20 protein-coding genes, 1 tRNA gene and 1 pseudogene are annotated in these 23996 nt (G+C 68.9%); 18 read left to right on the top strand and 4 right to left on the bottom strand.

Going from position 1 to position 23996, the window contains the following annotated elements; genetic code table 11:
• From VF106_RS01935 to VF106_RS01900, 8 genes are all read left to right on the top strand, one after another.
• On the top strand, positions 1-401 hold a 401-nt coding region (locus tag VF106_RS01935), incomplete at its 5' end, for a hypothetical protein (protein ID WP_330837769.1).
• Between the two features lie 48 nt (positions 402-449).
• Entirely contained in the window at positions 450-881 is a 432-nt protein-coding gene (locus VF106_RS01930; protein ID WP_330837768.1) for a hypothetical protein, read from the top strand.
• Positions 882-938: 57 nt separating this feature from the next.
• Positions 939-1361 carry a hypothetical protein gene (locus tag VF106_RS01925; RefSeq protein ID WP_330837767.1) on the top strand — a complete coding sequence of 141 codons (423 nt, stop codon included), beginning with the start codon at positions 939-941 and terminating at the stop codon, positions 1359-1361.
• Positions 1362-1526: 165 nt separating this feature from the next.
• Entirely contained in the window at positions 1527-3305 is a 1779-nt protein-coding gene (locus tag VF106_RS01920; RefSeq protein WP_330837777.1) for a DNA cytosine methyltransferase, read from the top strand.
• Positions 3302-4243, top strand: coding sequence for a bifunctional DNA primase/polymerase (locus VF106_RS01915; protein WP_330837766.1), 942 nt, complete (start codon positions 3302-3304; stop codon positions 4241-4243). Before VF106_RS01920 ends, VF106_RS01915 begins: the two co-directional genes overlap by 4 nt.
• Positions 4240-5853 carry a hypothetical protein gene (locus tag VF106_RS01910; RefSeq protein ID WP_330837765.1) on the top strand — a complete coding sequence of 538 codons (1614 nt, stop codon included), beginning with the start codon at positions 4240-4242 and terminating at the stop codon, positions 5851-5853. Before VF106_RS01915 ends, VF106_RS01910 begins: the two co-directional genes overlap by 4 nt.
• A gap of 350 nt (positions 5854-6203) precedes the next feature.
• Positions 6204-6533 carry a helix-turn-helix domain-containing protein gene (locus VF106_RS01905; protein WP_330837764.1) on the top strand — a complete coding sequence of 110 codons (330 nt, stop codon included), beginning with the start codon at positions 6204-6206 and terminating at the stop codon, positions 6531-6533.
• A 184-nt stretch (positions 6534-6717) separates the two neighbouring features.
• The gene (locus VF106_RS01900) at positions 6718-8064 is read left to right on the top strand and encodes a tyrosine-type recombinase/integrase (protein ID WP_330837763.1); all 1347 of its coding nucleotides are present in this window, start codon (positions 6718-6720) and stop codon (positions 8062-8064) included.
• Positions 8065-8185: 121 nt separating this feature from the next.
• Here VF106_RS01900 and VF106_RS01895 read toward each other — a convergent pair.
• A tRNA-His gene (locus VF106_RS01895) sits at positions 8186-8261 on the bottom strand.
• 55 nt (positions 8262-8316) lie between these two features.
• On the bottom strand, positions 8317-8922 hold the full coding sequence (gene orn / locus VF106_RS01890; protein WP_330837762.1) for an oligoribonuclease: 606 nt from the start codon (positions 8920-8922) through the stop codon (positions 8317-8319).
• 105 nt (positions 8923-9027) lie between these two features.
• On the opposite strand from orn, the gene VF106_RS01885 reads away from it, so the two are divergent.
• Entirely contained in the window at positions 9028-10506 is a 1479-nt protein-coding gene (locus VF106_RS01885; RefSeq protein WP_330837761.1) for a glutamate-cysteine ligase family protein, read from the top strand.
• Positions 10507-10513: 7 nt separating this feature from the next.
• On the opposite strand, the gene VF106_RS01880 is transcribed toward VF106_RS01885, so the two are convergent.
• The gene (locus VF106_RS01880; protein WP_414638829.1) at positions 10514-10726 is read right to left on the bottom strand and encodes a hypothetical protein; all 213 of its coding nucleotides are present in this window, start codon (positions 10724-10726) and stop codon (positions 10514-10516) included.
• Positions 10727-10835: 109 nt separating this feature from the next.
• On the opposite strand from VF106_RS01880, the gene VF106_RS01875 reads away from it, so the two are divergent.
• The 4 genes and pseudogenes from VF106_RS01875 (at position 10836) to VF106_RS01860 (ending at position 15657) form a co-directional block, all read left to right on the top strand.
• The gene (locus VF106_RS01875) at positions 10836-12059 is read left to right on the top strand and encodes an NAD(P)/FAD-dependent oxidoreductase (RefSeq protein ID WP_330837759.1); all 1224 of its coding nucleotides are present in this window, start codon (positions 10836-10838) and stop codon (positions 12057-12059) included.
• 17 nt (positions 12060-12076) lie between these two features.
• On the top strand, positions 12077-13087 hold the full coding sequence (locus VF106_RS01870; protein ID WP_330837758.1) for a tetratricopeptide repeat protein: 1011 nt from the start codon (positions 12077-12079) through the stop codon (positions 13085-13087).
• A gap of 48 nt (positions 13088-13135) precedes the next feature.
• A complete protein-coding gene (locus VF106_RS01865) occupies positions 13136-14299 on the top strand; it encodes a lactate 2-monooxygenase (RefSeq protein WP_330837757.1) in 1164 nt (387 codons plus the stop codon).
• Between the two features lie 167 nt (positions 14300-14466).
• A pseudogene (locus VF106_RS01860) lies at positions 14467-15657 on the top strand (IS30 family transposase).
• A gap of 295 nt (positions 15658-15952) precedes the next feature.
• Here the strand turns inward: VF106_RS01860 and VF106_RS01855 are convergent.
• On the bottom strand, positions 15953-17599 hold the full coding sequence (locus tag VF106_RS01855; protein ID WP_330837756.1) for a bifunctional 3'-5' exonuclease/DNA polymerase: 1647 nt from the start codon (positions 17597-17599) through the stop codon (positions 15953-15955).
• 157 nt (positions 17600-17756) lie between these two features.
• Here VF106_RS01855 and VF106_RS01850 point away from each other — a divergent pair, with 157 nt between their 5' ends.
• The 5 genes from VF106_RS01850 to VF106_RS01830 all read left to right on the top strand — a co-directional run bounded on the left by VF106_RS01850 (position 17757) and on the right by VF106_RS01830 (position 23670).
• Positions 17757-19367, top strand: coding sequence for an acyl-CoA synthetase (locus VF106_RS01850; protein ID WP_330837755.1), 1611 nt, complete (start codon positions 17757-17759; stop codon positions 19365-19367).
• 114 nt (positions 19368-19481) lie between these two features.
• A complete protein-coding gene (locus VF106_RS01845) occupies positions 19482-20642 on the top strand; it encodes a S8 family peptidase (RefSeq protein ID WP_414638828.1) in 1161 nt (386 codons plus the stop codon).
• A 338-nt stretch (positions 20643-20980) separates the two neighbouring features.
• Positions 20981-22036, top strand: a complete 1056-nt coding sequence (locus VF106_RS01840) for a phosphotransferase family protein (protein WP_330837754.1) — start codon at positions 20981-20983, stop codon at positions 22034-22036.
• Positions 22033-22683, top strand: a complete 651-nt coding sequence (locus VF106_RS01835; RefSeq protein WP_330837753.1) for a histidine phosphatase family protein — start codon at positions 22033-22035, stop codon at positions 22681-22683. The genes VF106_RS01840 and VF106_RS01835 overlap by 4 nt, the downstream gene beginning before the upstream one ends.
• 9 nt (positions 22684-22692) lie before the next feature.
• Complete coding sequence (locus tag VF106_RS01830) at positions 22693-23670, top strand: SMP-30/gluconolactonase/LRE family protein (protein ID WP_330837752.1); 978 nt, start codon at positions 22693-22695, stop codon at positions 23668-23670.
• Positions 23671-23996: the final 326 nt, after the last annotated feature.

Below are 23996 nucleotides of genomic sequence, written 5' to 3'. Positions count from 1 at the left end.
TGGGGCACGCGATCGTGTGGCGCGCGGTGGGTCTGGACATCGACGAGATCTTGGTGAGGGGCCACGGTGCGGCCGCGCACGGGCATGTGTGGCTGGTCCAGACCGAGACCGAGATCCGCACTGTCGACCAGGAACGCGCCGTCCACACCGGCCTGGTCGCCGGACGGGTGGCTCAACTCGAGTGGTGCCGCTCAACCGATGTCGGCATCGACGTCAGCTGCGCTACCGACGACCGGCTCTACCGCGCCCGCCGACACACCCCACTCGGCCGCGAGGTGAACCCCTCGACGGTCCACGCCGACGCGACCCGTCTGGTCCGGATGCACTGGCGCTCCATCGCCCGGCTCGCACCGCTTCTGGCCGAAGCCGGACGCCTGTCACCGCGTCGCCTCCCGCGCTAGCCCGGCATCCCTGTCCAGTCCACGCAGGTCACCACAAAGGAGTCGCTGATGTCCCCACAACCCCAACCCGTTCACGTCGACCAGGTGGACCTGTTCGGTGATCCCGTACCCACCCCGATTGGTCACGCGCCCCGGGAGAGCACGCCGCCGGGGGCCGGGGTGAACGACATGGACCTCGCCCACACCGTCCTCGCCGACATCGCCGACGAGAAGACCGCCCCGCTGCACCTCGACGACACCGACCAGGTCCGGCGCTGCACCGAACGCGGCCCCGCCGAACCGGTGCCCGACAAGGTGGCGGTCGTGGTCTGTCAGCTCATCACGGCGCACTACCTCACCACCCGCCAACAGCGGACCTGTCCCGGCCACGGCGCCCTGATCGCCACCACCAGGACCGGACGCAACGCGGTCCACCGCTGGCGCGCCTACCACCGGCCCTCGACCTGGGGCCCGGCACCGGACCCGGCCACCACGACTTAGGCGACCTGACGCTCGCCCATCCGGAAACCCGCTACAGCAAAGGAGATCAACCCCACTATGTCCGAGGCCCGTCGTACCGTCGAAGCCCTCGAAGCGGCCCGCGCGAGCACGAAGACCGCCACCCACGCCGCTGGCCTGCACCGGCACCGGGGTGAGCGCGGAACGCTTCCGCAGCACATCAAGGACCTGGACGACCTGGTCGCGGTGATGGCCACCATCCACGGCATCACCGCCGACCTGGCCACGCTCGCCAAGACCTGCGCCGACAACGTCCGCGACCACTACTTCCACGGCCACAACCCCACTGGTAACCCGTGGCCCGAACCCCTCAAGGAAGCCGCCGCGGACGCCGACCGTGCGCTGTCGAGACTCCGCAGCCACCTGCACCGGACCCCGGCCCCGGCCGGGCACGACTCCCTGTCGGTCCTGCACGGCTTCCTGCGCGACATCCGCCGCACCGAGAACCCGCAGCAGCAGTAGAGCCGCCCCGGCCCGGTGACGAACGCCGGCAAGCAGATCCCTCACCGGGTCGGGGTTCCCAACCACCACCACAACCACGGAAGTGGAGAGAAGTCCCATGGTACGTACGGCAATCCACGAGCGGCTGGCGGACAACGGATCCGACAGGAGCGGCTCGTGCTGACCATGACCGATCATTTCTGCGGTGCGGGCGGCAGTTCCAGCGGCGCCGAGGCGGTGGCCGGTGTGCGGGTGGTGATGGCCGCGAACCACTGGTCTCTGGCCATCGAGACGCACAACACCAACCTGCCCCACGTCGACCACGACATCGCCGACCTGTCCCAGGTGGACCCGCGCCGCTACCCGTACACGGACATTGCGTGGTGGAGCCCGGAATGCACCCACTGGTCCCAAGGGCAGGGCAAGACGCAGGACTTCGCCGTCAACGACGAGCAGGGCGCGCTGTTCGGTGAGGACGATCGGCCGCTGCCCACCGAGGCGGCGCAGCGGTCGCGGGCGTTGATGGAGGACGTGCCACGGTTCGCCGACCACCACCGGTACAAGGCGATCATCGTGGAGAACGTGCCGGACATCCTGAAATGGTCCGGACTGAAGGCGTGGCTGGCGCGGTTCCGGCGGCTGGGTTACCGCTGCCAGATCATCACCCTGGACTCGGCGTTCTGTCACCAACTCGGTGAACCGGCGCCGCAGTTCCGGGGCCGCGCCTACTTCATCTTCACCCTGGAGCGCTACCCCGCGCCCGACCTCGACAAGTGGACCCGCCCCCGGGCGTGGTGCCCGACCTGCGACCAGGTCGTCACCGCGCTCTACGCGCCGAAGAACCCCGTGAAGCCGTACGGCCGCTACGGCGCCCAGTACGTCTACCGCTGCCCATCCACGTCCTGCCGCAACAGTGTGGTGCACCCCTATGTGCTGCCGGCCGCGGCCGCGATCGACTGGTCCACACCCGGCGATCGGATCGGCGACCGCGCCCGGCCTCTCGCCCCGAAGACCCTCGCCCGGATCGAAGCCGGGCTGCGCCGCTACGCCCGCCCCACCATCATCGAGGCCGCCGGGAACACGTTCGAACGCCGCCCCGGCGTGCGGGCCTGGCCGGTCGAGGACCCGCTGCGCACCCTGCACACCACCCCGAGCAAAGCCCTCGCCTGTCCACCGTTCCTCACGGTGCTGCGGACCCACGGCGGCAACGTGTCGATCACCGAGCCGATGCGGACCGTCGTCGCCGGTACGACCGCGCACGCGCTGCTGGTGCCGGTCGAGGGCCGCGACGGCAAGGTTGCGGCGCCCGCGAGCGTGCCAGCGCGCACGCAGACCACCCGGAATGAGACCGGGCTGCTGGTGCCGGCCGGTGGCACCTGGAACACCGACGCCCAACCAACCACCGAGCCGATGCGGACCCGCACCACCCGCGAGACCGAGGGCATCGTGATGCCGCCGGTGGTGGTGCCGATGCGGAACAACAACCGACCCAAGACCACCAACGAACCGTTCGACACGTTCGCCGCGAACGGCCTGCACCACGCCCTGTTGATGCGCAACAACAACAGCCGCGGCGGCAACGGCGCGATGTCCACCCCGGTCACCGAACCCATGCGCACCCTGACCACCGCCGGACACCAAAGCCTGATCTGGGCACCGAACCTGCTTATCCCCTACGACCGCACCTCCATGGCCCGCCCGGTCAGCGCACCGCTGCCCACCCAGACCACCGTCCAGGGCGACGCGCTCATCGAAGCCGGCATCGCCGTGGAGGACTGCCTGTTCCGCATGCTCATGCCCGACGAGATCAAACTCGGCATGGCCTTCCACCCCGACTTCGTGCTCCTCGGTTCGAAACGCGAACAGGTGAAACTCGCCGGCAACGCCGTCACCCCACCCGCCGCCCGCGACCTGGTCGCCGCCGTGGTCGAGGCCATCACCGGAGACGAGGTGACCGCCGCGTGACCACCACCGGCAAGCCGACGCCGCCCACCGGCGAGAGGTTCGTGACCTCCGGTCCGGCCGACCTGCTGACCGCCGCGATCTCGGCCGCTGGCTGGGGGTGGCCGGTGTTCCTGCTCGGACGTACCAAGCGGCCGTTGGCGAACTGCCCGGACTGCCCGAAACAGCGTGAACCCGGGGCGCACAACCCCGAAGCGTGCCCGCACCTGACCTGTCACGGGTTCTACGCCGCCACCACCTCGGTGGACCGCATCCAGGCGATGATCGCGTCCCACCCGGACGGGCTGCTGGCCGTGCGGACCGGGGCCGCGCCAGCCGGGGCCGGCGTGGTGGTCATCGACATCGATCCCGGGCACGGCGGCCGTTACGACCCCGACCTGATGGGGCCTACGCGGTGCACCGGGACCGGCAACGACGGCTGGCACCTGTTCTACCGTCACCCCGGACAACCGGTGCTGTCCCGGCCACTGCCCGGCCGCAGCGGGGTGGACGTCAAGGCGGACGGCGGTTATGTCGTGCTGCCGCCGTCGGTCCACCCCATCACCCGCCGCCTGTACCGGTGGCTCGACGAACGGGCACCCGAGGAGATGCCCCCGCGCCTGGCCGAAACGGTGCTTGCTCCGCCTGTAGCGGCCAGCCCCGCACCAACCCTCACTGCGGGTCGACCAGCCAGCGGCTTCTCGCCGCCCGGTGGACGGGTCAAGCATCCCGAAATGCTGGTGGACGCCTGCCTGGCGGCGGTCCGCCGGGCGCCGGAAGGGCGCCGGCGGTACACCCTCTACGGCGCTGCCCGCGGAGTAGCCCGCGCCATCCTCGCCGGGTTCGATCACGCCATCGGCGTCGGTCTGCTCACCACTGCCGGCCGTGACGCGCAGCAGACCGACCGCGACATCCACGCCGCGATCACCGCCGCGTTCGCCGATGAAGGACTCACCCGATGAGCCACACCCACCAGCCACCAGCCCGCCCGAAGGTGCGGATCACCAGTGACCCGGATGCGATCCGCACACTGACCGGCCTGCTCGACGACCGAGGCATCCCCGACACCTACGTGCGAGACGGGGAGCTGATCGTGGTCGAACCCGTGTCCGGCACCGCTCCGGCCGCTGGGGACGAGGACGCGCCGCTCCCGCTGGCGGCGTCTCCGCTCAGCCCGCCGCGGCTGGCCGCGCTGTTGGCCAAGCACGTTGACGTCATCGAGTACCGCGCCGCGGGCAAGGACGGCCACGCCGAGCTTCCGGTCACTCCCAATCGCACGGTGTTGTCCGCGGTGCTGTCCGACCCGCACTGGCCCGGTCTGCCCACCCTGCGCGGCCTGATCTCCGCGCCGGTGCTGCGACCGGACGGCACTTTGTTGCAGGACCCCGGTTACGACCCGGCGACCGGCTACTACCTCACCACCCGCACCCGCATGGACCGTGTGCCCGACCGGCCCACCCCGGGGCAGGTCGACGACGCTGTCGCGTTCCTGCTCGACCAGCTCCTCGCCGATTTTCCCTGGCGCAGCAAGGCCGACCGCGCGAACTACCTTGCTCTGCTGGTCACCCCAATCCTTCGTCCCTACACCCGAGCCCTGGCCCCGTTCGGGATCGTCGACGCGACCATGCCCGGCAGCGGGAAGACCATCCTCACCAGCTGCATCGGCCTGCTCGTGGGTCAGCGGGTGCTGACTTGGACCGACGCTGACGAGGAACTCCGCAAGCAAGTCACCACCGTGCTCGCCGACCAGGTCGGCGCCATCCTGTTCGACAACCTCATCGAAGGCACCGTCATCAACAGCGCGGTACTCGCCCGATTGATCACCGAACGCACCTGGACCGACCGCCGGCTCGGCTCCAACATCGCCGCTACCTTCCCCAACGACCGCACCTGGCTGGCCACCGGCAACAACCTGCGCACCGGCGGCGACATGGCCACCCGCTCCGTGTGGGTGCGTCTCGACCCGGACTGCCCACACCCCGAAGCCCGCTCCGGGTTCTCCATCCCCAACCTCGACACCTGGATCCTCGACCCGGACAACCAAGCCACCGTGCTGCACCACCTGCTGGTGCTGGTTGTCGACTGGTGTCGGCACGGCGCCACCCAGGCCGCCGTCGGGGACGGCGGGGTGCCGCAGATGAGGCAGTTCACCCGCTGGGCCCAACACCTTGGCGGGTTCCTCGACCACCACGGTGTTCCCGACTTCCTGGCCAACCACACCGAGAACGCCGCCCTGGACGACGACGCCAACGAGTGGGCCCAGTTCCTCCACACCTGGCACCGTCTTTTCGAAGACCGCCAGGTCACCGCGGCGAACCTTCGTGCCCACGCCGAACCCGAACCCGGCCGTTCCGACCCCTGGGCCGGAACCTTCCCCACCAGGGCGTCCGGTCAACTCCTCACCGTCAAATCGCTGGGTCGCCTGCTCACCGGCCAGGTCGGACGCTGGCGCGGCAACATCGTGCTACGCAGCGCAACCGACACCCACACCAACGCCCGCACCTACTGGGTCGAGGTCAACGACCCCGAAAACCAAACCCGCAAACCCGCAAACCCGCAAAACCCACCCTGACCAGCACAAACACCTGGCGGGTTTCTCCCGGGTTTGCGGGTTTGAAAGAGCGCGGGGGCATCTCCTACCCAAGTTGCGGGTTTCAAACCCGCAACCAACAACCCAAACCCGCAACCATTACCGCAGCTCAACCACCCTTTCGCGGGTTTGCGGTTTTGCGGGTCATGTTTCCCCACCCGGCTACAGCACGACCTCTCGACCCAACACAGAACGTAACCACTCCAAGTGCGGTGTGGCCGCAACAAGGCCACCCAACCCCAGACGGTTCGCCACCAGCGCCTCCAAATCGCCCCACCACGCGGGCGCACGGCGCCGATGTTGGCGGACCAGAACGGAGCACGGACCACGCCATGAACACCACACCTGCAAGCAGTGGCACCGCTGCCCAGGATCTCGTGCTCTTCACCAAGTACGAGGCCGCCGAGATCCTTCGGGTCAAGGTGAGCTGGCTGGAGCGTCGTGCGGCGGCACGTCAGATCCCGTTCTCGCTGCTGGGCGGGGCCTACCGATTCACGCCGGAGCACCTGGCGGAGATTGTGCGACTCAGCGAGCAGGGCGGCACTGCCACCGCCCCGCCGCCTCGTTCTGAACGACGAGGTCGGAGGCGGCGCGAGACCAGTCGCCAACCCTCCGACGGATTCGTCCCCTTGCGCCCGCGGCCCCGTCGCCTGGCCTCCTGAATCCCAGTTCTGAACGAAAAGGAAAGGTCCTGCTGTGGCGTTTGCGGAAAAGCGTGGAAAGTTGTGGCGGGCGCGATGGGAGGCGCCCGACGGGCGGTTGGCGTCACGGTCGGGGTTCGAGACGAAGAACGATGCCCTGGACTACGGCCGGGACCAAGAGGCGGCCATTCGGAACCGTACCTACGTGGACCCGCGTACGAGCATGACCGTGACGGAGTGGGTGAACGTGTGGTTCCCGAGCCTCGACCTTGAACTGAGCACATTGGACAACTACCGGTACTACATCGAAGTACACATCCTGCCGCGCTTCGGTGACTGGGAACTGCGTGCGCTAGAGCAGGTGCCGGAGGAGATCGTGAAGTGGGAGCGGCAACTACCGGTGTCGCGAGGAACGGCGCGTGAAGCACGCTCGACATTCACCAACCTGCTGAATGACGCGATCCCGCGTTACCTGTCGCTCAACCCAGCTGCGCGACGCCGGGGTAAGGGCCGGAAGGGGCAACGGCGCATCGAGGAGGCTGAGCGGAACGAGAAGTCCTGGGCGTCGCCGCTGCAAGCCTTGTTGCTGGCTGAACGGTGCGCGCTGTTGTCCGGTCGTGACGCGGACTTCGTCATGATGTCGACCGCTGCGTATACCGGCATGCGCTGGAGTGAACTACTTGGCCTGTCGTCGAGCCATATTCGGCCGGGGCAGTTGAAAGTCGCCTGGAAACTGTACGAGTTGAACGGTCGTTTCTACCGTGGCCGCCCGAAAGACGGATCGATCCGGCCCATCGACAGTCCACCGTTCCTGGATGACCTGCTGAGTCGGGTGAAGCCGGCACGATGCCACTGCAAGGGCACGGGGACGTGGTGTTCGGGAGGGGAGTACTTGTTCCTCGGCTCGGATGGGTCGCACTTTCGCCGGTCGAACTACGCCGTTCGGCTGTTTCGGCCGGCCGCTGACGGCTGGTACCCGAAGAACGGAAAGAGGCCGGCGATGCCGGTGTTGGTGGACGTCGGCGACGGGTTCCCGGGTACCCCGGTGCCACCGTGGCCGGCGGCGGAGCCTGGCGTGCGGTTCACGCCGCCGACCGGCCGGGGGCACGTTCGGCTGGTGACCATGGGCGATGGGCGTGCCCGGTGTGCGGTTTGTCAGCGGACGCAGCTGCTGCGTGTCGATGACACGGTGATCGCCCACGACGGGCATGGCGGCCGGTGCGCCGGTGGGGGACAACAGCCAGGGGAGGACGTGCCGCTGGCGTGTTGGGCACCGCTGGTGACCGGAATCACGCCGCATGGGCTCCGGCATGGGCACCAGCCGATGATGGACAACGCGGGTGTCCACTACGTGCTCCAGGCCGAACGGATGGGGCACGAGGTGCCCGGCATGCGCGGCACGTACGCCCACCCCACGCAGGAGATGCGAGACGCACTCGTGGCGGCGCTTCAGCGGCTCTGGGAGCAGGCACTTGCGGCGCGTGCGCGCCTGGCTTCCCGATCACCCGTGCGAGTGCTGGACGAGCTGCTGGAGCCGTACCGGGAGCGGTGACGCTCGCGCGCCTCTCCCATCTGGCTCCCAAATTCGGACATCCCCAGCTGTGCCGGTCGCTCCACCTACGCGTCCGGCCCGTCAAACAGGCCGTTGACCTGCCCGAATACCACAAAAGAGTTGGGGTGAGTGACGGGACTTGAACCCGCGACATCCTGGACCACAACCAGGTGCTCTACCAGCTGAGCTACACCCACCATTGCCTGGCGGCGCGCATATCGTAACGTGCCGCCTCGGGGGGTTGGCAATCGGTTAGGGGTTGGGCCTCAGCAGGGCCTCTGCCACGGCTTTTGCCTGTTCGCTGGTGGGGCCGGGGTGGGGGACGAAGGCGGTGCCCCGGTAGTAGCGCAGTTCGCGGATGGACTCCTTGATGTCCGCGAGCGCACGGTGGGTGAGGCCCTTGTCGGGCTGCGCGTAGTAGATCCGCGGGTACCAGCGCCGGCACAGCTCCTTGATGGAGGACACGTCGATCATCCGGTAGTGCAGGTGGGCGTCGAGGGCCGGCATGTCGCGTGCGATGAAGCCGCGGTCGGTCGCGATGGAGTTGCCGCACAGGGGCGCGGTGCGGGCGTCCTGGACGTGTTTGCGCACGTAGTCGAGCACCTGGGCCTCGGCTTCGGCGACTGTGACCGTCGAGGCCCGGACCAGTGGGGTCAGGCCTGAGTTGGCGTGCATCTCGCGGACGATGTCGGGCATGGTGTCGAGCACGGCATCGTCGGCGTGGATGACTATGTCGACTCCCTCGTCGAGGATGTTGAGCTCCGAGTCCGTCACCACGACCGCGATCTCGACCAGCGCGTCCTTGCTGAGGTCGAGGCCGGTCATCTCGCAGTCGATCCACACCAAACTGTCGGTCACCTGACGGAGCTTAGCCCGGTAGGTTGGTTTGATCTCGCAGGTTGCGGGGGACGATGCTTGGCGCGAGGCTTCCGATGACCACATTCACCTAGTGGGGCGATGCGGATGGGCAAGGATGTCGAGCGGACCGAGTTCACCCGCGCGGACCGCCAGCGGTTCCGGGAGAAGATCCGGCTGTGTCTGGACGTGTTCGCTCAGATGCTCAAGCAGTCGGCGTTCGAGACCGACCGGCCGATGTCGGGGCTCGAGGTCGAGCTGAACCTGGTCGACGCGGCCGGCGATCCGGCCATGAAGAACGCCGACGTGTTGGACGCGATCGCGGACCCGGACTTCCAGACCGAGCTGGGCCAGTTCAACATCGAGGTCAACCTCGCGCCGCGTGAGCTGGGGCCGGACGGGCTCGCCCAGTTCGAGGACAGCCTGCGTGCCTCGCTGAACGCGGCGGAGGGCAAGGCCGAGACGGTCGACACGAACATCGTGATGATCGGCATACTGCCGACGCTCCAGCACGAGCACATGAACGTGGACACGCTGTCGGCGAACGCGCGGTACAAGCTGCTCAACGAGCAGATCTTCGCGGCGCGCGGTGAGGACCTCGAGATCAGCATCGCAGGTGAGGAACGGCTGGTCACGCACGCGGACACGATCGCGCCCGAGTCGGCGTGCACGAGCGTGCAGTACCACCTGCAGGTGGCGCCGGAGCGGTTCGCCGACTTCTGGAACGCGAGCCAGGTCGTCGCGGGTGTCCAGGTTGCGCTCGGGGCCAACTCGCCGTACCTGTTCGGCAAGCAGCTGTGGGCGGAGAGCCGGATCGCGTTGTTCGAGCAGTCCACCGACACGCGGCCGGACGAGCTGAAGGCGCAGGGTGTGCGCCCCCGGGTGTGGTTCGGCGACCGGTGGATCACGTCGATCTTCGACCTGTTCGAGGAGAACGTGCGCTACTACTCGGCGCTGCTGCCGCTGTGTGACGACGAGGACCCGGCCGCGGTGCTCGCGGCCGGCGGGACGCCGCAGCTGTCCGAGCTGCGGCTGCACAACGGCACGATCTACCGCTGGAACCGGCCGATCTACGACGTGGTCGACGGCCGTCCGCACTTGCGGGTGGAGAACCGGGTGCTGCCGGCCGGGCCGACGTGCGTGGACGTGATGGCCAACGCGGCGCTGTACTTCGGCCTGGTCCGGGCGCTCGCCGACCAGGAGCGTCCGCTGTGGACGCAGATGAGCTTCTCGGCGGCCGAGGAGAACTTCCACTCGGCGGCGCGGGGCGGGATCGGTTCTCGGGTGTACTGGCCGGGTATCGGCGACGTGCCTGTCACCGAGCTGGTCCTGCGCCGGTTGCTGCCGCTCGCGCACTCCGGTCTGGACGCGTGGGGCGTCGCCCCGGCCCAGCGGGACCGGCTGCTCGGCATCATCGAGAAGCGCTGCATCTCCGGCCGCAACGGCGCGACGTGGCAGGTCGACACCGTCCGCTCCCTGGAGGAGAGCCGCGGGGTGGCGCGTGAACAGGCGCTACGGGAGATGACTCGTCGCTACGCGGCGCACATGCACACGAACGAGCCGGTGCACACCTGGCCGGGGGCATAGGGAGGTGTCAGTCCGCCGGCCCCTGGGACGCGTCCACCACGGCGTCACGGAGCGCGGCCCGCAGGCGTCCCACGTCGAGCGGGGTGAGCACGGCTGTCTCGCCCGGCGGCGCGACCAGCACGACGCGCCCCTGCCGCACGAAGACGGTCAGGTCGCGGCGCCGGCCCGCCACGTCCCGACACACGATCGCCCATTCCTTGTGACTCGTCACATCGCTCATCCTCCGGCAGTTGATCCGCCCACCCGGGATTGTCGTTTAAGAAGTCAGACGCCACGCCTACCTGGCTGTGACGCGCTCTGTCCGTCTTGAAAGGAAGGCATGACCTACCATGGCTGACCCGCGCCGCATCGTGATCGTTGGCACTGGACTCGGAGGTGCCTCGGCCGCCGGTGCGCTGCGTGAGCAGGGCTACGACGGCGAGCTGTTGCTGATCGGTGAACAGCGACACCGCCCCTATGAGCTGCCCGCGCTGTCCAAGGGCATCATGCTCGGCGACACCGACGACCCCGACTGGGTGCACGAGGAGTCGTTCTACGCCGAGAAGAACATCGACCTGCGGCTCGGCACCCGTGTCGGTGCCGTGCACGTGAACGACCGGACCGTCGAGCTGGACGGCACGACGGAGCCGTGGGACCGGCTGCTGCTCGCGACCGGCTCGACGCCCCGGCGCCTGCGGGTGCCCGGGGCCGACTTCGACAACGTGCGCCGCCTGCGGCGCCTCGACGACGCGCGCTCTCTGCGGCAGGAGCTGACCGAGGGCAAGAACCTGGTGATCGTGGGCGCCGGCTGGATCGGCTGTGAGGTGGCGGCCGCCGCCCGCAAGCACGGCGCCAACGTCACGGTGATCGACCCGCTCCCGGCGCCGCTGCACCGCGTGCTCGGCGACACGGTGGCTGGGGTGTTCCGCACGCTGCACGAGTCCCACGGCGTCACGTTCCGGCTGGATGTGGGCGTCGTCGAGTACCTCGGCACGGACGGTGCGGCCACTGGCGTGCGGCTCGACGACGGCAGCGAGGTGCCGGCCGACCTGGTGCTGGTCGCGGTCGGCGCCGAGCCGAGGACGGACCTGGCCCAGGCAGCCGGGCTCGCGCTGTCCGACGACGGCGGCGTGCAGGTCGACACGAGCCTGCGCACCTCGGCGCCCGACGTGTTCGCCGTCGGTGACATCGCCGCGCACGCCCACCCGCGCTACGGCCGGCGGATCCGCGTCGAGCACTGGGCCAACGCCAAGGACCAGGGCGCGCATGTGGCGAAGAACCTGCTCGGCGGGGGAGAGCCGTACATCGCGAGCCCGTACTTCTTCTCCGACCAGTACGACCTTGGCATGGAGTTCCGGGGCCTGGCCGAGCCGTTCAGCGACGAGCTGGTGGTCCGCGGTGACCTGGCGTCCCGCGAGTTCATCGCGTTCTGGCTGCGGGACGGTGCCGTCCAGGCTGCGATGAACGTCAACATGTGGGATGACGGTGACACTCTGCAGGCGCTTGTGGACGCTCGGACCAGGGTCGAGCCGGCGAAGCTGGTTGACGCCGATCTGGCGAGCCTGATGGGGTAGGGCTCGCGGGAGGGCGTATGGCGGACGGCTCGATCGACGCGGTCCTGATGGCGGCGGCGCAATTGTCCGACGAGGGCAAACCGCGCGCCGCCATCGCCGTGCTGGAGTCGGCACTGGCGGCGGCCCCGGACCACCCGGTGGCGTGGTGCCGGTTGTCGGCGGCATACCTCGATATCGGCGAGCCCCGCGAGTCGCTGGATGCGGCCAAACGGGCTATCACGTTGGGCGAGGCGGCGTGGGCGCACCGCCTCGCGAGCCTCGCGCTGGTCGAGCTCGGGCGCCACGACGAGGCCGTGATCTCGGCCGGCGAGGCGGTCCGCCGCGACCCGGACGACTGGCGCGGGCTGGTGACGCTGTCCGAAGCCCTCGCCCACGACGAGCCGGAACAGGCGGTCCGGGCCGCGAGGGCCGCCGTGGCCCGCGCCCCGGACGAGCCGAGAACCCACGAGGTCCTCGGCGACGCCGCGATGCTCGCCCACGACTGGATGCTCGCCGAGACCGCCTACCGCGACGCCGCCCAACTGGACCCGACGAACCACGACGTGACCACGAAGCTGGACCGCGTCGTCCACCGCCGCGGCGACGACCCACGCCGGCGCCGCCGGCCGGTGCGGACGCGACGAAGCGTCTCCCGTTTCGAACGGGTGCATCGCGTTTCCTGGTACCTGGCGGTTCGTCGCGCCGCGGCATGGCAGGCGGTCGGCGTGTTCGTGCTACTGGTCGCGTCGTCGGCGACGCCGCTGGCCTGGTACGGCCTGGGCGTGGTGGTGTTCGTCGGCGTACTCGCCTGGCGGGGGTGGACCCGGCTGCCCGACGAGGCACGCGTGCCCGTGGGAGTCCTGTTCTCGAAGGTCCCACTGGCGGTGATCGGTGTGGCGGCCCTCGGGATGTCGCTGGTGGCCCTGCTCGGCTGGACCGCCGTACTGGCCATCGGCGCCGTGGTCAAGCCGTTCCTGGTGGCGGCGCTCGTCTGCGCGCTGGTCGCGGTCGCGAGCACGTGGCTCGGACTCCGCCGGATGTGGACGTGATCGTGTTGAATGGTGCGGGGTTCACGATCACGAGCTAGGAGCGGCGGCGTGGCTGGTCAGTTCGGTTCTTTCCAGAACGAGATCTATCTGCAGGGGCTCGCTGACCAGCTGCCGCCGTTCACCAACGATCCCACCCGGCTGGAGGCGGCGGCGCGCGAGAAGCTCGAACCGGGGCCGTTCGGCTACGTGGTCGGCGGTGCCGGTGCAGGGGCGACCGTTGCCGCCAACCGGGAGGCGTTCGGGCGGTGGCGGATCGTGCCGAGGATGCTCACCGGTGCCAACAACCGGGATCTGGCGGTTTCCGTGCTGGGGCAGGACATGCCGGCGCCGGTCATGCTCGCGCCGGTCGGGGTGCAGTCGATCGTCCATCCCGACGGGGAGTTGGCCACCGCACGTGCCGCCGCGGAGTTGGGGCTCACGATGGTGCTGTCGACCGCGTCGTCTCACACCATGGAGGACGTCGCCGAGGCGAGCGGGGACGGGCCGCGCTGGTACCAGCTGTACTGGCCCAACGACAACGAGGTCGCGATCAGCCTCCTGCAGCGGGCCAAGGCCGCCGGCTTCACGGCGCTCGTCGTCACGCTCGACACGTGGACCCTCGCCTGGCGGCCCAACGACCTCGACCAGGCCTACCTGCCGTTCATCCGCGGTATCGGCAACGCCATCCCGTTCTCCGATCCCGCTTTCCGTGCTCGGCTGGCGAAGCCGCCGGAGGAGGACCTGAACGCGGCGATCCTGCAGTGGATCCCGATGTTCACCGGCACCGACCACCGCTGGGACCAACTGCCGTTCCTCCGCGAGCACTGGGACGGCCCCATCGTGCTGAAGGGCATCCAGCACGTCGACGACGCCCGCCGCGCCAGCGACGCCGGCATGGACGGCATCATCGTCTCCAACCATGGCGGCCGCCAGGTCGACGGCGCCATCGGCGCTCTCGACGCGCTCCCGGAAATCGCCGCCGCGGTCGGCGACCAACTGGACGTCCTGTTCGACTCGGGCGTCCGCACCGGAGGAGACGTCATCAAGGCACTCGCCCTCGGCGCGAAAGCCGTGCTGCTCGGCCGGCCCTTTGTGTACGGCTTGGCACTCGGCGGTGAGGCGGGCGTTCGCCATGTGCTGCGCGGCATTCTCGCCGACCTCGACCTGACGTTGGGCCTGTCCGGCAACCGCACACCGGCGGACTTGTCAGCCGACACTCTGCGCCGAATGTGAGCGGATTTCTGCCGGATTGTCTGTGACATTAGTTGACATATAACCCGGTTACTGCTCGATATCGATTCCGGGGCCCACAGGCGCCCGGCGTGCCTGCGCTGGGTGTCCTGAAAGACGGGCGGTTTCAAGTGGTCGTTGCGACACCCTGTGTGAGCTGGGAGTTCGTGATGGCAGGTCTGTTGTGTCGGGTGGTGCGGGTGCGGTTTTGGGGGTTGGTGCGGTCGGGGTATGCGGCCAAGCCTGCCGCTGGGTTGGTGGGTGTGTCGCACGAGACCGGGCGGTGGTGGTTTCGTGTGGCTGGCGGGGTGATCGGGAACGCACCTGGCCAGCTGGGCGCGCGCTATCTGTTGTTGGTTGAGCGGGAGGAGATCTTCCGTGGTCTGATCGCTGGGGATTGCTACGGTCAGATCGCGGCGGCCCTGGGGCCGCCCATAGGTCGACGGTCAGTCGGGAAGTGGGCCGCAACGGGGGCGAGAGGCCTGTCGGGCTGTCGCTGCCGACATGGCAGCTCGTGAGCGGGCGCGGCGGGCGAAGCTGGCGAGGGCGGCGAAGCTGGCCGTCGACGCCGAGTTGCGGGGGTGGGTGCGGACTCGGCTGGTGAAGCGGTGGTCGCCGACGCAGATCGCGATCGCCCGCAAGCGGGAGTTCCCGAGCCAGCCGGAGATGTGGGTGTCGCACGAAACGATCTATCAGGCGATCTATGTGCAAGGCCGGGCTGTGCTGCGCCGAGAGTTGGCCGCGTGTCCGCGCACTGGGCGAGGGTTGCGCCGCCCTTGTGGCCAAGCCCAGGCTCGCGAACCGCGGATCCCGAACATGGTTGCGATCAGCGAACGGCCGGCCGGGGCCGAGGATCGGGCGGTGCTTGGACACTGGGAAGGCGATCTGATCATGGGACAGGGCAACAAGTCCGCGATCGGGACTCTGGTCGAACGCGTCACCCGCTTCGTGATGCTGCCGCACCTGCCAGACGGGCACGACGCCCTCCAGGTCAGAGACAAGTCAGAGACAAGATGGTCGAAGTCATCCAAACCCTGCCCATCGAGTTGAGGCGCTCGATGACCTGGGACCGGGGCAACGAGATGGCCCGACACGCCGAGATCACCCTGGCCACCGACATGGCCATCTACTTCTGCGACCCGCACTCGCCCTGGCAACGCGGCAGCAACGAGAACACCAACGGACTGCTCCGCAAGTACTTCCCCAAAGGCACCGACCTGTCCGTCCACACCGGCGAACACCTCGCCGCGGTCAGCGCCGAACTCAACGGACGACCCCGCCAGACACTGGGCTGGCTCACCCCCGCCCAGTCCTACAAGCGAGCACTCTCCGGAAAGTCCCCCGTCGCAACGACGGGTTGAAATCGCCACGCGCTCGGGGCATCGCCGATGTCTCGAAAGACGCGCTGATGACGTTCAACGACCCGAAAGCGTCTTTCGGGGCATCGCCCGGTGGCACAAGCACGTCGTTCGCAGCCCCCGGCTTCCTCGGCATGATCATCAGCGGGTTGAAGGTCCCCCAGCGCCGTTCGAGACATCGGCCACGTCTCGAAAGCACCCTGCGGCGCGAACAGTGAGCCCCGGCGAACCTTCGCGGTCGCGGCACTATTTGTGAATGCATGCGCTTTGCCGTGCCGCGCGAGCACGGAATTCAACCTCACTTCGCGTCGGCGTAGCAGTCCACTATGGATGCTTCCAGTGGGAAGTGGACCGGGGTGTTGCCGAAGACCAGGCGGGATGCCTCCGTTGCCGCGGTGCGTACCGCGTCGGCGGTTTGTTCAGTTATCTCCTGTGGACAGTGGATCATCACCTCGTCGTGTTGGAAGAAGACCAGTTGGGCTTCTGTGTCGGCTATGCGTTGGCGGAGCGTGGCGAGCAGTGTGAGTGCCCAGTCGGCCGCGCTCGCCTGTACCACGAAGTTGCGGGTGAAGCGGCCCCAGTCGCGCGCGGCCTGACGGGATCGCCGCTCGTCCGCGTCCGGGGAGCCCATCAGCGCACGCCACTTCTCCGACGGCGGCGGTGACGTCCTGCCCAGCCGGGAACGCACCACCTGGCCTTCCTCGCCCGCCCTCGCCGCTGCCTCCACGTACTCCACCGCCTGCGGAAAGCGTTTCCGTAGTTTGGCCAGCAGTGGACCGGCGCCGCCGCTGGTGCCGCCGTACATGGCGGACAGCATCGCGATCTTCGCGTGTCCTCGGTCGCCGTCGAACACCTCCTCCGCCAGTCCCGCGTACAGGTCCACGCCTCTCGACACGTCCGCCAGCCTGCGGTCGCCCGCCAGTGCGGCCAGCACCCGCGGTTCCAGCTGCGCCGCGTCGGCCACCACGAGCGCCCAGCCCTCGTCCGCGCGCACGGCCGTGCGCAGCTGCTTCGGCAGTTGGAGTGCCGCGCCGCCACGGGTCGCCCAGCGGCCCGACACCACGCCACCCACGACGTACTCCGGGCGGAACCGGCCATCGGACACCCACGTGTCCAGCCAGGACCAGCCGTGCGCCACCCACAGCCGGGCCAGCTCCTTGTACCGGAGGAGAGGGGCCACGGCCGGGTGGTCCACCTCCTTCAGCACATGCGCCCGGCTCGACGGCACCTCGATGCCGGCGCGCCCGAACGCCCGGACCACGCTCGCCGGGTTGTCCGGGTTGACCTGCCGCGACTCGGGTGCGCCGACCAGCCCGAACGCGGCGGTGATCTCCTCGGCCAGCTCGGCGAGCACCTTCGGTCGGGCACCCAGCGACGGCCGAGGACCGAGTAACTCGGTCAACAGCGCCAGATGCACGTCCGCCCGCCACGGCAGCCCGTGGTGCGACATCTCCGCGGCCGCCAGCGCTCCCGCGGACTCCGCAGCCACGAGCAGGCGTAATCGGTCGGGCTGCGCGGTCGCCGCGATGCGCCGCTGCTGGTCGTCGTACACCGCGGCCGCGGCCGACAGCATGTCCGTTCCGGCGGGTACCGGTTCCCGCTCGGCCTCGAACAGCGCCGGCTGCTCGACCCGCGCGGCCGGGCGCGGGTCGTCGGGTTCGGGCAGGTCACGCATGCGCGCCCATGCCGCGGCCAGGTTGCGTGGCCGGCCCGGCCGTTCCTCGGACGCCAGCAGGATGGCCTCGGTCAGCGCCAGGTCGTGGCACCGGTCGAGTCGCACACCCGCGCGCAACAGCTCCGGGTACAGCGCCTCGACCGAAGGCACGACCCAGCGCGCGTCCCGACCGGCCATCCAGCGAGCCAGGTCAGGGACGTTTTCGGGGACGCCGGAGGGACCGAGCACCCGCCCGGCTCCGTCTCCTTCCGGCACGACCACGAATCGCATGGGGCCAATTGTGCGCGGGGGGACCGACAAATCCGGGCGAATGGAGAGTTGGGGAGGTGAGATCACTCGAACGGGTGAGCGAAAGGTTCGACGGGTGTGGACCGTTAGTTAACTCTCCAGTAGCTTCAGGTGCAGGAGTCGACGAGGAGGTCAGACAGTGTTGAGGGCGCTGAGCCAGATACCCACCGCGATCCGCGGGTTGGATGTGCTCAGACGCGCCGGGCTCGTCCCGGTCACGCGCCCCGACCAGTCGCTTCGTTCCCTGCTCGCCATGCGCAAGCTCGGACCGATCGCCGGGGCCGCGCAGGTCGCCGCTCGGCGCGATCAGCAGGCGGTCGGGCTGGTCGACGAGCGCGGTCCGCTCACCTACCACGAGCTCGACACCCGGTCGAACGCGCTGGCCAGGGCATTCGCCGTCAACGGGCTCGGCGCCGGCTCGGTGATCGCGCTGCTTGCCCGCGACCATCGTGGGGCTGTCGACGCCATGGTCGCGGCCGGCAAGCTCGGCGCGCGCATCCTCCTCATGAACACCGGCTTCGCCCAGCCGCAGCTCGTGGACGTGGCGAAGCGGGAGAAGGTCGACGCGCTGGTCCACGACCAGGAGTTCGCGCCGCTGGCCGCCGCGCTCGACGCAGATCTGCCGCGGTTCCTGGCCTGGGTCGACGATGGCGAGCACGACGTGCCCACGCTCGACGAGCTGATCGCCGGCAGCGACGACCAGCCGCTGCCGGCGCCGTCGTCGCAGGGCGGCATGGTGCTTCTCACCAGTGGCACCACGGGCACCCCGAAGGGCGCGCCACGCACGGTTCGGTCCCCGCTCGCCGCCGCCCAGTTCCTCGACCGCATTCCCTTGCGTACCGGGGAATGCACGGTCATGGCCGCGCCGCTCTTCCACGGAACCGGGCTGTCGCAGTTCCTGCTGTCGTTCGCGCTCGGTTCGACCGTGGTGTTGCGTCGCCGGTTCGATCCCGAGGCCACCCTGCGGGCGATCCAGGACAACCGTGCCACCGCGCTCGTGCTGGTGCCGACCATGCTGCGGCGAATCGTCGACGTCGGTCAGGAAATTCTCGACAAGTACGACACGTCCTCGCTTCGCATCATTTTCTGCGCCGGTTCCGCGTTGCCGCCCGAACTGGGCAACCGCGCGACGGCGGCGTTCGGCGACGTGATCCACAACCTGTACGGGTCGACCGAGGTCGCGGTCGCCACGGTCGCGACGCCCGAGGACTGGCGGCGGGCGCCCGGCACGGTCGGCCGTGCGCCGGTCGGCTGCCGGGTCGCGCTCTACGACGACGAGGGCAACCGCGTCACCGCGCCCCACGTGGTCGGGCGGGTGTTCGTCGGCAGCATCCTGGCGTTCGAGGGGTACACCGACGGGCGCCACAAGGAGATCATCGACGGCCTTCTGAGCAGCGGCGATGTCGGCCACTTCGACGCCGATGGCCTACTGTTCATCGACGGCCGCGCCGACGACATGATCGTCTCCGGTGGGGAGAACGTGTTCCCCGGTGAGGTCGAGAACCTCCTGCTGGAGCATGCCGCCGTGGCCGAGGCGGCGGTGGCGGGGGTGCCCGACGACGAGTTCGGCCAGCGACTGGCCGCGTACGTCGTCACCCGACCGGGTGTCACCGTGGACGGCGATGAGCTCAAGGAGTACGTGCGGGCGAACCTCGCCAGGTTCAAGGTGCCGCGTGACGTGATCTTCCTCGATGAGCTGCCCCGTAACGCCACCGGCAAGGTGTTGCGAAACCAACTTCCCGTTAATTAACCGGCGTTAACGCATTTCCCGACGAAAGAAGGGATGTGCCTTTCACCCCGGTTGATCACACTGTCGAGTGAACATGCGGTGTGCATGTCAGTCGGGGACTGGAAGGGCTACGCAATGAAGTTCACGGGTCGGGGCAGGCTCATCGCCGGCGCAGGACTCGCGGGCGTGGTGGCGGTCGCCACCGCGGTCGTCGCGATGCCGGCACAGGCGGCGGAAGGGCAGATCCTGTTGGCCAACACCGAGAACTCGGTGGCGGACAGCTACATCGTGGTGCTCAAGGACAGTGCGTCGGTGGCGTCGAGTCTTGCCGGCGAGTACGGCGCGGAGGTGGGCCGCAGCTACAGGTCCGCGCTGCACGGTTTCTCCGTGCACGCGAGCGAGGCGGAGGCCAAGCGGCTCGCCGCGGACGACGCGGTGGCGTACGTGCAGCAGAACCAGAAGTTCACGATCAACGAGACGGCGTCGTGGGGAATCGACCGCCTCGACCAGCGTGACCTGCCGTTGGACGACACGTACGACGTCGCCGACAAGGGCGACGGCGTCACCGCGTACGTGATCGACACCGGTGTTCAGGTCGACCACCCCACGTTCGAGGGGCGGGCGACCGGCGGCTTCGACGCGATCGACGGCGACAACGACCCGGCCGACGGGCACGGGCACGGCACGCACGTGGCCGGCACGATCGGTGGCGCGGAGTACGGCGTGGCCAAGGGTGTCGACATCGTCGGCGTCCGGGTGCTGGACGACAGCGGCTCGGGCACGACGGAGCAGGTCGTCGCCGGTATCGACTGGGTGGCGCAGAACCACAGTGGACCGTCGGTGGCGAACATGAGCCTGGGCGGCACCGTGGACGAGGCGCTCGACGACGCCGTGCGCGGGGCGATCGAGTCCGGCGTGACGTTCGCGATCGCGGCCGGCAACTCCTCGGCCGACGCGTCCGGGTTCTCGCCGGCACGCGTGACCGAGGCGATCACGGTCGCCGCGTCCGACGAGTCCGACGCGCAGGCCTCCTTCTCGAACTTCGGGTCGGTCGTCGACCTGTACGCGCCGGGCGTGGACATCACGTCGTCCTGGAACGACGGTGGCACGAACACGATCAGTGGCACCTCGATGGCGACCCCGCACGTGGCTGGCGCGGCGGCGCTGTACCTGTCGGCGAACCCGGACGCGACGCCGGCGGAGGTGGCGACCGCGCTGACCGAGGCCGCGACCCCGGACAAGATCACCGGCGCCAGCCCGGGCACGCCGAACAAGCTGCTCTACGTGGGTGCCTGAGCAGTTGTCCACAGCCCACCCGGTTGTCCACAGGCAAGATCGACAACCGCCGTTCCGTCACCCCCACCCGGTACGCTGGCAAGGCGGGACGCCCCCGGGAACGGGTGGGGGTTGGGTTACCGCTAGGCGCGGATGATCTTGGTGGGTTGAGGGGTTTGGGTTTTCCGTGGTGACCGAGGTCACCGGGGGTAAGGCCGCTTTCGGGAGGGTTTGGTGCTCCCGGAAGCGGCTTTTCCGGGGTTAGGGTGGCTTTTCGTGGACTTCTCGCGTTCGGCCACGGCGGCCGACTACATGGCCCTGGGACTGCGGTGCCTCTTCGTGACGGGAGGTCGGCGGGGATGAGCGGAGCTTCTCAGCGGGACGAACCGGCCGCGTTGCGTGACGAGGACGCTTTCGACACCGACGCCGTGCACGAATGGCTCACGTCCACTGTGGATGGACTGGCCGGACCGCCGACGGTGAAGCAGTATCCCGGTGGCGCGTCGAACCTGACCTACCTGCTGTCCTATCCGGACCGCGAGCTGATCCTGCGCCGGCCGCCGAAGGGTCACAAGGCCGCCTCCGCGCACGACATGCGTCGCGAGTACACCGTGCAGAAGCAGCTGAAGCCGGTGTACCCGTACGTGCCGACCGTGCTGGCGCTGTGCACCGACCCGGATGTCATCGGCTCCGACTTCTACGTCATGGACCGGATCGACGGCATCATCCTGCGTGGTGACCTGCCCGAGGACATGACGCTGTCGCCGAACGAGGCGTCCTCGCTCGCGTACCGCGTGTTCGACCGGCTGATCGAGCTGCACGAGGTGGACCCGGAGGCCGCCGGGCTGACCGGCCTCGGCAAGGGCGCCGGCTACGTCGAGCGGCAGGTCCGTGGCTGGTCCGACCGCTACCGCAAGGCCAGGACCCCCGACTCGCCGGACGCCGAGGCGGTCATGGCCTGGTTGCGCGAGAACCAGCCGGACGACGTGCGCACCTGCGTCATCCACAACGACTTCCGCTTCGACAACGTGGTGCTCGACGACGATCTGACGGTCGTCGGCGTGCTCGACTGGGAGATGGCCACGCTGGGTGACCCGCTGATGGACCTCGCCGGCAGCCTGGCGTACTGGATCCAGGCCGACGACGACGAGACCGCCATGGCGGCGCGCCGTCAGCCGTCGCACGTGCCCGGCATGCCCAAGCGCCACGAGCTCGTCGCCTACTACTGCGACCGGATGGGGATCTCGGCCGAGAACTGGTTGTTCTACGACGTGTTCGGCGCCTTCCGGCTCGCGGTGATCATGCAGCAGATCTACTATCGATTCCACAGTGGACAAACACACAACCCGGCGTTCGCGAACCTGGCGACGTTCGTTTCGTACCTGCTGGACCGCTGTGCGAGGAAGATCAAATGACCGCCGTCTACCTGCTGCGGCACGGACAGGCGTCGTTCGGCGCCGCCGACTACGACGTGCTGTCCCCGGTCGGCAAGCAGCAGGCGATGGTGCTGGGTGCCGAGCTGCGGCGCCGCGAGGTCGACGTGCACGCGGTGTGGAGCGGCACCCTGCGCCGCCAGCTCCAGACCGCGACGGCGTGCCTCACCGAGGCCAGCATCGACCTGCCCGTCACCGAGGACGCCCGGTGGAACGAGTACGACCACCTCGGGCTGGTGCCGTCCGGTCAACCTGGCGAGGACAAGGCCAGGGAGTTCCAGCGCATGCTCGAAGAGGCGGTGACGGCCTGGATCTCCGGCACGCACGCGGCCGGCACGTCCGGCACCTGGACCGAGTTCACGGACGGGGTGCACGCCGCCATGGACGACGTGTTCGACGGGCTGCCGAAGGGCACGGCCGCGTTGGTCTTCACCTCGGCCGGGGTGATCAGCGCGGTCTGTGCCGTGCTGCTGTCCGCGCCGGCGGCGGGTTATGTGGCTCTCAACCGCACGATGGCCAACGCCAGCATCACCAAGGTGGTCCGCGGGCGGTCGGGGACGAGCCTGGTGTCGCTCAACGAGCACGGCCACTTCGAGGGCCCACACCGAGGGCTGCTCACCTACCGGTAGGAGAATCCCATGCGCCGCCCCAGGATCGAGCCACAGGTGTGGCGCGCACCGGCCGCGTCACCGGCGTCGCCGGACCCGCTGCCGCCGCTGACGGTCGTGCCGGTCAACGGCGTGGGGCCCGAGGACGTGCTCGTGGACAAGGGGCACGTGTTCACCGGCGTCGACGACGGCCGAATCCTGCGGCTCACCCCGGACGGGCGGCGGCTCGACCTCATCGCCGACACCGGAGGTCGACCGCTCGGCCTGGAGTGGTACCCGGATGGCCGGCTGCTCGTGTGCGACGCGAAACGCGGGCTGCTCCTCGTGTCGCGGCAGACCGGCGAGATCGAGGTGCTGGTGCGCGGCGGACCGGACCTGCGGGTGTGCAACAACGCCGCCGTGGCCGAGGACGGCACGGTGTACTTCACCGACTCGACGTCCCGGTTCGACCTCGAGTACTGGAAGGCCGACCTGCTGGAGCACAGCGGCACCGGAAGGCTGCTGCGCCGTTCCCCGGACGGTTCGGTCGACGTGCTGCTCTCCGGTCTGTACTTCGCGAACGGCGTCGCGCTGGCACCGGACGAGTCGTACGTCGTCGTCGCGAGCACCGGGTCGTACCGGCTCGACAAGGTGGAACTGCCCTCCGGCCGGCACACCACGCTCGCGGAGAACATGCCGGGCCTCCCCGACAACATCGCCACCGGCTCCGACGGCCTCGTCTGGATCGCCATGGCCGCCGCCCGCGTGCCGGCGCTCGACCTCGCCCTACGGCTGCCCCCGGTGATCCGCAAGGCGGCCTGGATGTTGCCGGAGTCCATGCAGATGAAGGACAAGCCGGTGGTGTGGGTTCGTGCCGTCGACGGCGCGACGGGTCGGGTGGTCCACGACTACCGCGGTGTCCGGCCCGACTTCCACCTCGTGACGGGTGTTCGTGAGGAAGACGGCGTGGTGTACCTGGGCAGCCTGGAGGAACGGGCCGTGGCGCACTTCTCAAATCCACCGAAATGACCTGATCCGGTCATTGTTGCCAAACAGCAACCATTTTGCCCATGTGTTGATCAACTGACTCCGACGCCGACGATCGCACGATCCGACATACCGCCATTCGGTCGTGTCACTGCCGGCATTCGGGCGTGTCAGGACAACGGTTCGGACACACATTCTTTCGATTGCTCTATAACAATTCTGCTGTTGACACCTCTACTGGCGCTGGTCCACCCTTGGCCGCCGTTAACCGATCAAGTTGTCGGATCGGTGTCGGCCAATACCTGGTCACGGCTAGGTTTGGTCCGAAAAGGACTGACGAAGAGGAGTCGAGGATGACTCGGGACACG

The organism is Actinophytocola sp., assembly GCF_036378875.1.
GTDB lineage: Bacteria > Actinomycetota > Actinomycetes > Mycobacteriales > Pseudonocardiaceae > Actinophytocola.
The sequence above is the reverse complement of the archived record's forward strand: the minus strand, read 5'-3'. Positions and strand labels throughout refer to the sequence as shown.